We start from the raw sequence: 12111 nt of genomic DNA on the forward strand, positions 1-12111 counted from the left end.
TTTAACAGAAAATACAAAAACCGTCATGGACACAAAAACTGACAACATGATTCTTCTGAAAACTGGCTATTTCGATTTTTTTCCATTCTGTTACAATGATTAAAACTTAGTAAACAAATAAGAATTTAAGAATAAAGGGGAATGGAGAATGAAGGCAAAAAAACTTTTGGCGATTGTGCTTGCTTCCGCAGCGCTTCTCGCTGCTTGCGGGGACACGACGGAAACGGGAACTGAACCGGCAAAACAAGATACTGAATCCAAAGAAGTCAAAAAAGTGAAAGTCGCGTTTTCCCAAGATGGAAGACCGATGACGTATGTGGATGAAAATGGCGAACCGGCCGGCTATGATGTGGATGCGATGCGCCTTGTCGATGAGTACTTGGAAGATTACGAATTTGAATTTATCCCGACAAGCTCTGAAGATATTTTTATCGGCGTTGAGCAGGGAAAATATGATGTCGGGGTGAAAAACGCCTTTTATACGGAAGAGCGTACAAAAAGCTTCCTTTATCCAAAAGAATTTTTGGGGCTCAGCAGTGTGGGGTTTGTGTTGAAAGCCGATAAAGCGGATATCCATAGTTTGAGCGATTTTGCTTCCGCAGGATATACCCTTGCGCCAATCGCTGCAAGCAGTGCCCAATATACATTGGTTGATGAATATAATAAAGCCAACCCGAACAACCAAGTGAAACTGAAAGCAGGGGATGAGTTCAACCTGGATGTGGTGCAATGGGTGAATGAAGGACGGGTCGATGGAGGAATTATCATCGAAGCCATGTACAATGCGCAAGTGACCGATGAAAATGGGCCATACCACCAATTCAAAGATGATCTCGTCTACAATGAATTTGCCGTGATCAAAACGTGGCCGCTTTTCAACAAGAAAAACACAGAGCTTGCTGCAGCATATGACGAAGCGATGAAGGAGATCAAAAAGACGGACAAATTGAACAAATTAATGGAACAATATTATGGCAAAGATTTGTTCCCGCTGCTTGAAGCAAGCCAATGATATTTTGATGGCACGCAGTTTCGTGCCATTTTTTTATGGAAGGAATCACCTGTCATGGCCACAAAATTTCAGCTTGTTCATGATAAAATAGATGTAAAGAATAATATGGAAAAGAAGGTGTCGGTATGAAAGAGGCGTTGTTGATTGTGGATATGAGCAATGACTTTGTGGCGGATGACGGCAGTTTGACAGCGGGAAAACCAGCACAGGAAATTGTCCCATATATTGTGGAAAAAGCAAATGAATTTTTGGAGAAGGATCATATTGTTGTTTTTGCCATGGATGCCCATCAAGAAAACGACCCGCATTTTGAATTATGGCCTCCCCACAATGTGGTGGGCACAAAGGGACAGCAGTTGTACGGAGAGCTATATACCTGGTATGAAGCCCATAAAGACCATCCCAATGTCATCATGCAGCCGAAAGAAAATTACAATGCGTTCTTCAACACAGGGCTTGCGGACAAGTTGCGTTCCCGTGGTGTTGTGAAGGTTCATGTGTGCGGCGTATGCACGGACATTTGCGACTTTTTGACGGTTGCAGGGGCTGATGCGGAAGGGTTCAAAACGGCCGTTCATAAGCGGGGCGTTGCGACATTTACGGATCAAGGCGATTCGTTTATTGAACATATGAAAAGATGCTTCTTTACGGAAGTGGTGGAGTAGACAAACCTCCGAAGCTTGAATGCTTCGGAGGTTTTTTACATAAATATTGGTACCCTAGGAAACAATTATATATATATCTATCTACCTTAAAGGAATAAAATTGACTAGTAATTAAGTTGTGGTTGTGATATGTTCATCCCCATTTATTGGAGTGGTTGTTTGTTGAGAAAAGGAATGATCTTCATCATCCTTGTATCAATTGTTTCAATGTCCTTTTTTGGCATCCGGTTTATGGAAAATAAAGAAACTATTGATATGAAGGAAGAATTGGCAGCCGAACAATTTATCAAAAAGCATCTTTACGAAGAAAACGGCCTGATCAAAACCGATTTGAAAGGACAATCGAATGTCTATTTGGCTGAAACGACCGGATTGTGGATGGAATATTTGGTGAAGAAAGATGATTATCTTGAGTTCAAAAAACAGGCAAAAGTATTAAAACTTTTCAAAGAAGATAGTCAGTTGATTTCATGGAAAATTGACGGAAATAGGAAAGCACCTGCGAATGCCTTGATCGATGATTTGAGAATCATTCAGGCGCTTGAAGAAGCGTCGGATCGATGGGGGATTCCGAAATATAGAAAAATGGCGCGTCAAATGGGGAAGGATATTGTCCGCTACAACATGGAAAATGATTATTTTATTGACCATGCGGATATAAAAACAAAGCATAAGGCGGATTTTATCACATTAAGTTATTTAAATCCAAAAGCGATCCATTTTTTTCTGGAAGAAGAATTGATCGATGAATCCCAGTACCTGTTGAATCGGGAGGTTCTCGTCAATGCGCCGGTATCAAAAAACGGATTTTTCCCTATCACCTATTATCCTTCAAGGAATGAATATGAATTTGAGCGGGAAGTGAATTTGATTAATCAATATTACATCGGCTATTACCGCGCTTTATGGGGTGGCGATGTTTCTTCTTTGATCCGGTTCACAAAAGAATCTTTGGAAAAGTATGGAGGCGTTCTTTATGGAAGATTTTCCAGTGAAACGAAGGAGCCGGCTGTGGAATATGAAGGGGCTTCCGTTTATGCCCTGGCGATTTTAATGTGTTTGCAAGCCGGTGAAGATGATTTGGCAAGACAGCTGTTTTACAAAATGAAAGAGTTGCAAGTACTTGATGCTTCCACGGAATATTACGGGGGATATATCAACTTGGACAGCCTTGAAACCCATACGTTTGACAACCTTTTACCTTTAATTGCAGAGAGGGAGGCCATTGATGAAGGGGTTTTTTACTAGAAAAGCATACATATCTTTGAAAATCTTTTTTCTCATTGTCAGTAGTCATTTAATGCTCATTTATCTATGGCCGAAGGGGAATTCAAGTAAGCTGCCATTTTTAACTTATCTGGTGATTACTTTATGTTCCCTGTTTTTTGGCACGCTGGCCAGTTTAATCATCACGTTGATTTTTATCTTTTTTTTGGGCTCGTTTTATATGTTTGACAGCATGCATATAGTGAATTCAGCTTTTATTGAAAGATTTTTGCATCCCCAAACTTTTCTCATTTATGGTTTCGGTTTGCTGATTACAAGTATGCTTGGCGGCAATATTCAACATGAAATCCGGAGAATGGTGAATCAAATCGATCTGTTAAAGCAAGAGGTGGAACAATTTGTGGCGATTGATACGGAAACTTTTTTCGATAATGCACAAAGAATGGAAATTGAATTGCAGAGAGAAATGAAACGGATCGACCGCTACGGAGGGAAATTCACTGTACTGTTTTTTGAATTGGATTATTATAAAGAGTTTTTAAAGGCTTACGGGCAAGAGGAGATGGAACATTTATTAAAGACGATAGGAGAAAAGGTAAGTAATAATTTGCGTTTATCTGATAAAAAGTTTCGATATAGCGAAAACAAATTTGCCTTTTTTTTAATTGAAACGCCGAAAGAGCACGTTGATATTGTGGCGGAAAAGTTGGCGAATTGTTTAAAAATCCATCAATTGAAGAACGGTAAAACTGTTACATTGAATTTCCATGTCAGTTATGGGGAGTACAACAGTGTACAAATGCTGAATTAAGCATGTACAAAAACGCTCGTTTAAAGATGTACATTTTTGATTTCCCCTGTATATTACAACTTTACATGGAGTGGCGGGTATGATAGCCTTGGTTGGCTTGCCAGCCCTTGTTACTGCTGGCTTTTTAGCGGCATAATCATGCCCGCAGAGGCTCCGTGTCAAGTTGTAATTATGCACTCACTTGTATAGAGAGCCGTATAACGGTCAAAAGTGTACATGCTTATATAAGCAAAAATGTACATTTTGATACAGACATTTACAACAGTGAAATGAAAGAAATCAATTACAAAAATTTCATTGAAGAAATAGAACGGGAGACGGTCTTTTATGACCTTTGACAGACGTGTGTTGTACTGTGCCACGTTTATGGTTTTGCTACTCATTTTCAATCCTCTGACGGCTTTTGCGGAAGACCGATTCACTTCATTGGATGAAAGAAAAGTGACGTTGATTTATTACGGTTCGGATGAAGGGTCGATGAAAAATGTGCATTTTCTTGATGGCACATTAAGCGGATTGTTTGAACATGTAGAGCTTGTCAATTTGGATGATGTGAACGCAGAGAAGCTCAGGAATTCAGAAATCATTGTTTTTTATTCGGCCTATGAAATCGATGACCAAAAGAAATTAAACCTTTTTTCCGATTATGAAGAATTTGTTTTGGGGATCGGTGACGGAGCTTTACATCTACCGCAATTTTCTGATTGGACCATTTCAGGAAAACAATCCGTTTTTTCCATAGGGGAAAAAAAGTTGGAGCGCCCAATGGAAATTTTAAAAATTAAACCTGCAGAACAGATGGAAGTGATCGAATGGGGGCAAAAGTTTGAGGAACGGTTTCCCGTCATTTTAAAGAATTCGGCGAAAGGGTTTGTGGATTTTAATACGTTTGATTCGGAACGGAGATTTATTTTCTCGAAAAGTTTATTCAGCCTTTTTCAGTTGGAGGAACCCGAAATTCATCCGGCTTATATAAGACTGGAGGATATATCCCCGGTATCCGATCCGAAGCAGGTTTCAGAGACGGCCGCTTATTTATTGGATAAAGGCATTCCGGTGTATTTAGTCATTATTCCTGTATACATCAATCCTGAAACGGGAAAAAAAGTCACCCTTGATGATGCCCCGGATTTGAAAAAGGTGCTGGAGCAGTTGGTGAGCCGAGGCGCTTATGTCATTTCCCACGGTTATACCCATACATATCATTCTACTGAAACGGGTGAAGGATTTGAGTTTTGGGATTCGGTCATGAATCAGCCGATTACAGCTTTAGCTGCTGACGAATCGGTGGCAAAGATCAAGTCGCGTGATGAATTTTCGATTTTGGAAGAATATGGGAAATATTTGCGTTCGTTGCAACAGATTGAAAGTCAATATACGAAAAATAAATTGGAAAATTCCATCCATTCTTTGACGAATTGGGGGCTTCCACCCACGGCTTTTGAGGCACCACATTATGCAATGAGTTCAAATGGTTATCGGGTGGCATCCCAATATTTCTCGGCCATTTTTGGACAAATGCAAGTTTCTGATACGGACTGGAAAGTGATGACCGCCCCTTTATTTATCAGTTCTCCGGCGATTTTAAACGGTATGACATTATATCCGGAAACGATCGGGTACGTAAATCCGGATAGCTTAGATCCGATTGGTGAAGTGGAAGAAGTATTGGATGAAGTGGCGGAAGTTCCGGGGGCGGTCATTGGCGGAATATATCACCCCTATTTGGGAATGGAGTATTTGGAGGAGTTTGTAAGTTTATTTGAAAAAGTGCCAAATCTACAGTGGATTGAATTGGATCAATATCCTCATTCAGTTCAAACGGATTACGTTCGAATAAGTCTGCCTGGGGATGGGCGCATTTTGGTCAAGGAAGAATTCCCGTGGCAAACCAAAATCACGAATTATTTCAAGGACAATCCGGTAGAAGCTTTGCTTTGGGTGATCGTAGCCGTTACGGGAATATTTTTGAGCATTTTTATAGTGTATATCTTCTTTTTAAGAATCCGTTACCGGAAACAGCTGTTTGAGGAGAGAAACTGATGGCAAATTATTTATTTTATATATCACTCGCATTTATTTGGATCATGCTGCTTTACCATATGTTTTTGGCCCAGGGCGGGTACAGGCATTTTAAAACTTTTGAAAAAGTGATCCCCAAATGGGAACAAAAAATGAACGAAATGGACTTGCCGACAGTAAATGTGTTCATACCTGCGCATAATGAAGAAGTGGTGATTAAACAAACGTTGACGGCGATGTCCAGATTATATTATCCAAAAGACAAATTGGAAGTCATTTTGATTGCGGATAATTGCAGCGACCGAACGAAAGAAATAGGGGAGGAGTTTGCGGCGCAATTCCCCTTCATCCGGGTTGTTGAAACGGTGGGCGAATATAAGGGAAGAGGAAAATCCAGTGCATTGAATTTTGCATTAAAAGAATCAAAGGGAGAAATCATTGTTGTTTATGATGCGGACAACACGCCGGAGAGAAAAGCGGTATGGAATTTGGTGATGGGGCTTGTCAATGACGAAGGTGCCGCCGCGGTTGTAGGGAAGTTCCGGGTCATCAATGCGGCCAGCACATGGCTTACAAAGTTTATTAATATTGAAACCATCACTTTTCAATGGTTGGCCCAAGCAGGGAGATATTTTTGGTTCAAAATCGCAACCATTCCCGGAACCAATTTCGCCATTCGCAGAAGCATCCTGGATCAGCTGAATGGATGGGATACCTCCGCATTGACGGAAGATACGGAATTGACCATTCGAATCTATAATCTCGGTTACTATATCCGGTTTTTCCCTGCCGCTGTCACGTGGGAGCAAGAGCCGGAAACCTTTAAAGTATGGTGGCGGCAGCGGACGCGATGGGCGAGGGGAAATCAATATGTTGTACTGAAATTTTTAAAAAATCTGTTGCGCTTGAACAGCCGAAAGATGATGTTCGACCTTTTTTACTTCTTTTTCACCTACTTCATTTTTTTCTTTGGCGTCATTTTATCCAATGCAATATTCGTCGTGAATTTATTTCACGAATTGGATTTGCAAATCGGTTCAGTCGCCCTCGTGCTTTGGGGAATGGCCACTTTGCTATTTTTGACGGAAATTATGATTGCCTTGAGTATTGAAAAGAATCAGTTAACGGCAGGAAATATCTTCTATACCCTGCTCATGTATTTCACCTACTCGCAAATGTGGATTCTACTGGTAATCAATGCACTATTTTTGGAACTGAAACGGATCATTAGAAAAGAGGAATCTGTTTGGTATAAAACGGAACGGTTCTCTGTAAATAAAAAGGAGGAAAAGACGGTTTGAATAGAGCTCTACATTGGATAATTCTTCTCGGGTCCTTTTTCATTTTTTTCTCTATTCATATAAACGAAACCCAGGCTGTAGAACTTCAGGGGATCCCTATTGAATTATCCGGAGAAACCAAAGCAGTTTTGACAGATACGCCTATTGAGCTTTTTGGTCCCACTGCCGAAACCAATTTCTACTACAATATTTATTCAAAATTGGAAGAGCGAGATTATTATGTTCAATTTGAAGTTTCGAATTCAGAGTTATTGATTGAGCCATCCACACTGACCATCAAAATTGATGGCGAACCGGTCCAGTCGGTATCTCTTGCAGGGACCACTTCACAAACAATAAAAGTAAATTTGAACCATGCCGCATTAGAAGAAGGGACGCATACAATCACCGTTGTTTTTTCCGGCAATATTGCCGCCGGGGTCTGTTTGCCTCAAAATACAACCGGGAATTGGGTGAAGATTCTTCCATCTTCTTTTATCAACTTATATCCGTATAATAATCAGCATGGTCTCAGTTTAAAAGACTATCCTGAACGGTATTTGGGCTCTGAAAGTCAGGAAGTATCGGTTATTATTCCGACGAAACCGTCTACGGAAACATTGCAAAGTGCATTAATGGTGGCCAACTATTTATCCGGGTTATCCTCTCAGGATCATATTTCCATAGTAAACGAAGATGAGGTGGAAAAAATCACCGGCAATATGGTGGTTGTGGGAGGCGTAGAGGAGTTCCAAGCCGGATGGATGAGAGAATTGCTGCAAGCAAATGGCAAGGAGCCGGGGGAACATTCACTCTACATTTCCCAGCTTCCTTTGACCCAAAACAATCATGCGATTACGGCCTTATTGATTTTAGCCAAACAGCCTGAAGAGATTTTAAACAAAATTTCGATCCTTACAAATGATTACTATATTGAGCAGTTATCAGGGGAATCGATTGAAATTGAACAGTTGCCGGAGATGATTGAAGAAAATGATGAAATTACGTTAAGCAGCTTTGGACTGGATGACCTATTATTGGACAGTAATGATTCAAAATCGCAAACATACTTTTATTATTTGCCTGTAGATAAGAAATCTGTAAGCCAGCCATCTTTGGAATTGAAATTAAAGAAAACGCAATCGATTAAAAACGCCAAATCCGCTGAAGAATTATCGATATCAGACACGCAAGTGGAGTTGATAGTCTACATTAACGACATCCCTCATTCCATTGATATCAACTCTTTGAAGGAAGACAAGGAGGGGAATATCACAGTCCGTTTGCCTTTTGATAAAAACATATTAAACGATAACCGATTAATTTCCATTCAGTTTGAAGCGACAGGTTTACGTGTGGAAAATCCATGCGCCGCAACGGATCAGAACCGCTGGATTTATTTGTTTGCCGACAGTGCATTCCATTTTCCAATGAAATCCTCAAATCAGGATATGGATGCGGAACTGTTCTTTAACAGTTTCCCAGTTCCTTTTTCGGATAAAAACAAGGACTTATTGATTGTGCTGCCGGACGAGGAAATTCCCAACAAAGATTTGCAAAATTTGTTCAGCGTTTTAACGTTGAATGGCAAGCTGCCTTCCATCCGGCTGCTTTCTTCTTCAGAAGTGACAGAGGACTTGTTGAATCAGGGGAACGTGATCTTTATTGGTTCTGTCAGTCAACATGACGTATTAAAAAAAGTGGTTGACCGGCTGATCGTCAATTATGAAAATTTAAAACCGCAATTAAGCCGGGCCGGTTTTATTGAGGAAAGCGTGGAGTATTACAGCTTCATGCAAAAAAATCCATGGAATGACGATCATTATATGGCAGTATTCGATCATCTCAAAGATACCGATCATTATTTCAGTTTGGATTTTCTGCAATTTTTATCCGGCTCCAATAACGCCGCTTCCATCGCTGTGCAAACAGGACCGGGTTCTTATTTTACAAATGCACAATTATTAAAAAATGAGGCCGGCCAACAAACGGAGTAGCCGGCGCAATCAAATGAACGGATCATTTGGATTTCCAGCTTCATTGCATTAACCGTCATTTTAGTAATCCTCATCCTGTTTTATTTGAAAAAACGGAAATATTCATAACGCCCGCCTTTGTTGGGAACGGATTGCAAAAATATAAATATTGGCAGAAAGCCGAGGTTGACTTCATCACCTCGGCTTTTTGTTTATCCAAATAATCCCACTTGCCGTCTCAATGGTCTCATTCTAAAATAAGTTATAGAACATTTGTTCCGTTCATATAATAGAAGTGCGGAGGTGGTTGGCATGCGCATAAGCGAACTGAACTACACGAACTTCAGCCCCGAAGAATTGCATCGGCTTCTTCCGGAACGCTCGATCATTTGCATTGATATGCGCTGCTTTTATGCCAGCTGCATGGCGATGCTTCACAATCTGAATCCAATGGAAGTGCCCATTGCGGTTGTAGGAAACTTTGAGCAAAAGGGAAGCATCGTGCTTGCTGCATCACCGCCGATGAAGAAACGCTTTGGCATCAAAACGGGCTCCCGCCTTTATGAAATCCCAAAACATCCGGACATTCGGCTGTTTGAACCAAAAATGGAATTTTTCGTGCAAATGTCTATGGAGATTACCAATTTAATCAATCAATTCGTACCGAAAGAAGCGATTCACGTCTACAGCATTGATGAAAGCTTTGTCGACTTGACGGGCACCGAAAAACTTTGGGGTCCTCCTGAAAGAACAGCGAAATATATTCAAGAAAGGATCTATAGCCAATTCCAAATTCCAAGCGCGGTGGGGATGGGGCCGAATATGCTCATGGCAAAGTTGGCTCTTGATTTGGAAGCGAAGAAAACCGACTTTGCCCACTGGACTTATGAAGATGTTCCGAAAAAGTTGTGGCCTGTTGCGCCCCTTTCCGACATGTGGGGGATTGGGCGACGCATGGAACGCACGCTGAACAATATGGGCATTTTCAAAGTGGGGGACTTGGCCCGAACCGATTTGCAACTGCTGGAAAAACGCTTCGGCATTTTAGGAAATCAATTGTACTACCACGCGTGGGGAATTGATTTATCTCCCCTTGGCGCCCCTCTTGCGGAAGGGCAAATCAGCTTCGGAAAAGGGCAGGTGCTCATGCGGGATTATCGGACCCGCAGCGAAATCCTTGCCGTCATTTTGGAAATGTGCGAAGATGTGGCGCGCCGGGCAAGGGAAGCTTATCAGGCGGGAAGAACGATTTCCCTCGGTGTAAGCTACAGCAAAGATGCCTTTGGGGGAGGGTTTCATCACTCCCGGACGATTGATGAACCGACGAATGATACGATGAAAATTTATGAAGTGTGCAAAGGGTTGCTTGATGAATTTTATGCGGAACGGCCGGTACGGAAACTTTCCATCAGCCTCTCCAAACTGGAAACGGAACGCTCGATGCAATTGAGTTTTTTCGATCAGCAAAAATGGAGAAGGAGAAAACTCGGTGCAGCGATGGATGCTTTGCGCTCCAAATGGGGGCCAACCGCCGTGCTTCGCGCAGTTTCTTATACGGAAGCGGGAACGGCTCTTGAGCGGGCGCAACTCTTGGGTGGACATAAGAAATAAGGGAGAGGGAAACTCCTTGCCGGAAAACTAAAACTTCATCCAGCCACCTCCAAAGTTCTGCGAAATCAAAGAGGTGAAGAAAATGATCCGAGACCGCGGAAATATCAAATGGAATGCGATGATGCTTCCGGAACATGTGAAAATGCTCCGGGAATGGAGGGAAAAAGACCGGTGCGAAGAAAAGCCGGTTCTTGATGAATGGGCATTGCAAGATTTGAATGAACAGCTCCTCATTGCCTGCACCAATCACTATGAAGTGGAATTGAACATTTGGCAAAACCATCGCACCTCCAAAGTGGCAGGGAAGATAGCCAAACTTGATGACAAACGGCGCATCTGCACATTGGAAGATGGCCGCTCCTTCTCCTTTGAATCCATCTACGGCATTACCATCATGGAATAAAAAATAAAAATCCCCCTCTGGTCGAATGAATAGCCCGCCGGAAAGCACTGGCATATAAATAGGTTACAACATAATCTATATTGTTCGCGCAGTGGTCTTGAATTCACAAGAGGAGGGGCGAGATGAAGAGAATACTTGTCACAGGCGCGCTTGGACAGATTGGTTCGGAACTGGTGAGAAAGCTCCGGTTTGAATACGGAAAAGATAATGTGCTGGCGACGGATATCCGGGAGGACAAAAACCATGACGGTCCCTTTGAAGTGCTGGATGTGCTCGATGCATTAAAAATGTACGAAGTGGCGAAAAAATTTAATGCGGATACGATGATTCATTTGGCCGCATTGCTTTCCGCAACGGCTGAAATCAAACCCATTCTTGCATGGGAATTGAACATGGGCGGTTTGTTGAATGCATTGGAAGTATCAAAAGAATTAAATATGCAGCTCTTTAATCCGAGTTCCATTGCCGTCTTCGGGCCCACAACGCCGAAAATCAATACACCGCAAGAAACATTACAACGGCCTACAACGATGTATGGCGTGAACAAAGTGGCGGGAGAATTGTTATGCGATTATTACCATTTGCGCTATGGCGTGGATGTGAGGGGGCTTCGTTTCCCAGGGTTGATTTCACCGGGGACGCCGCCTGGTGGGGGAACGACGGATTATGCGGTGGAAATTTATCATAAAGCGGTGAATGAAGGAAGTTACACTTCTTATATTGCAGAAGGGACTTATATGGATATGATGTATATGCCGGATGCATTGAACGCCATCGTTGATTTAATGGAAGCCGACCCCGCCAAATTGACCGTGCGCAATGCCTACAATGTTTCCGCCATGAGTTTCGACCCGTCGGAAATTGCGGCGGAAATCAAAAAACATATCCCGCACTTTGAAATCAAATACGATGTCGATCCCGTTCGGCAAAGCATTGCAGAAAGCTGGCCCAATTCCATCGATTCATCCCGGGCCATCGCGGATTGGGGATTCAAAGCGAGGTATGATTTAGAAGCGATGACGATTGACATGCTCGATAAAATCGGCGGAGGCATTACGAGCAAAACACCGCTTTAAAGGACGATGATCATAAAAAAGAGCGCAA

10 protein-coding genes are annotated in these 12111 nt (G+C 42.1%); all 10 read left to right on the plus strand.

What is annotated here, in order from left to right:
- Positions 1-148 precede the first annotated feature (148 nt).
- Complete coding sequence (locus tag NST13_RS14190) at positions 149-1012, plus strand: transporter substrate-binding domain-containing protein (protein ID WP_342470404.1); 864 nt, start codon at positions 149-151, stop codon at positions 1010-1012.
- 125 nt (positions 1013-1137) lie between these two features.
- Positions 1138-1677 carry a cysteine hydrolase family protein gene (locus NST13_RS14195; protein WP_342470403.1) on the plus strand — a complete coding sequence of 180 codons (540 nt, stop codon included), beginning with the start codon at positions 1138-1140 and terminating at the stop codon, positions 1675-1677.
- A 162-nt stretch (positions 1678-1839) separates the two neighbouring features.
- The gene (locus NST13_RS14200; protein ID WP_342470402.1) at positions 1840-2925 is read left to right on the plus strand and encodes a glycosyl hydrolase lipoprotein; all 1086 of its coding nucleotides are present in this window, start codon (positions 1840-1842) and stop codon (positions 2923-2925) included.
- Between the two features lie 220 nt (positions 2926-3145).
- On the plus strand, positions 3146-3715 hold the full coding sequence (locus NST13_RS14205) for a GGDEF domain-containing protein (protein ID WP_342580870.1): 570 nt from the start codon (positions 3146-3148) through the stop codon (positions 3713-3715).
- A gap of 327 nt (positions 3716-4042) precedes the next feature.
- On the plus strand, positions 4043-5758 hold the full coding sequence (locus NST13_RS14210; protein ID WP_342580871.1) for a DUF2334 domain-containing protein: 1716 nt from the start codon (positions 4043-4045) through the stop codon (positions 5756-5758).
- Entirely contained in the window at positions 5758-7038 is a 1281-nt protein-coding gene (locus NST13_RS14215) for a glycosyltransferase (RefSeq protein ID WP_342580872.1), read from the plus strand. Before NST13_RS14210 ends, NST13_RS14215 begins: the two co-directional genes overlap by 1 nt.
- A complete protein-coding gene (locus tag NST13_RS14220; RefSeq protein WP_342580873.1) occupies positions 7035-9014 on the plus strand; it encodes a cellulose biosynthesis cyclic di-GMP-binding regulatory protein BcsB in 1980 nt (659 codons plus the stop codon). The genes NST13_RS14215 and NST13_RS14220 overlap by 4 nt, the downstream gene beginning before the upstream one ends.
- 291 nt (positions 9015-9305) lie before the next feature.
- Positions 9306-10604, plus strand: a complete 1299-nt coding sequence (locus tag NST13_RS14225) for a UV damage repair protein UvrX (RefSeq protein WP_342470397.1) — start codon at positions 9306-9308, stop codon at positions 10602-10604.
- Positions 10605-10686: 82 nt separating this feature from the next.
- Positions 10687-11007 (plus strand): YolD-like family protein, encoded by a 321-nt coding sequence (locus tag NST13_RS14230; protein WP_342580874.1) that lies wholly within the window; start codon positions 10687-10689, stop codon positions 11005-11007.
- Between the two features lie 122 nt (positions 11008-11129).
- Positions 11130-12083 carry an NAD-dependent epimerase/dehydratase family protein gene (locus NST13_RS14235; RefSeq protein ID WP_342580875.1) on the plus strand — a complete coding sequence of 318 codons (954 nt, stop codon included), beginning with the start codon at positions 11130-11132 and terminating at the stop codon, positions 12081-12083.
- Positions 12084-12111: the final 28 nt, after the last annotated feature.

Source organism: Ureibacillus sp. FSL W7-1570 (assembly GCF_038593265.1).
Taxonomy (GTDB): Bacteria; Bacillota; Bacilli; order Bacillales_A; family Planococcaceae; genus Ureibacillus; species Ureibacillus suwonensis.

Bases quoted from the DNA above. Each gene is read 5' to 3' on its own strand.
- NST13_RS14190 (WP_342470404.1), top strand. From the start codon at position 149: ATGAAGGCAAAAAAACTTTTGGCGATTGTGCTTGCTTCCGCAGCGCTT.
- NST13_RS14195 (WP_342470403.1), top strand. From the start codon at position 1,138: ATGAAAGAGGCGTTGTTGATTGTGGATATGAGCAATGACTTTGTGGCG.
- NST13_RS14210 (WP_342580871.1), top strand. From the start codon at position 4,043: ATGACCTTTGACAGACGTGTGTTGTACTGTGCCACGTTTATGGTTTTG.
- NST13_RS14215 (WP_342580872.1), top strand. From the start codon at position 5,758: ATGGCAAATTATTTATTTTATATATCACTCGCATTTATTTGGATCATG.
- NST13_RS14225 (WP_342470397.1), top strand. From the start codon at position 9,306: ATGCGCATAAGCGAACTGAACTACACGAACTTCAGCCCCGAAGAATTG.
- NST13_RS14230 (WP_342580874.1), top strand. From the start codon at position 10,687: ATGATCCGAGACCGCGGAAATATCAAATGGAATGCGATGATGCTTCCG.
- NST13_RS14235 (WP_342580875.1), top strand. From the start codon at position 11,130: ATGAAGAGAATACTTGTCACAGGCGCGCTTGGACAGATTGGTTCGGAA.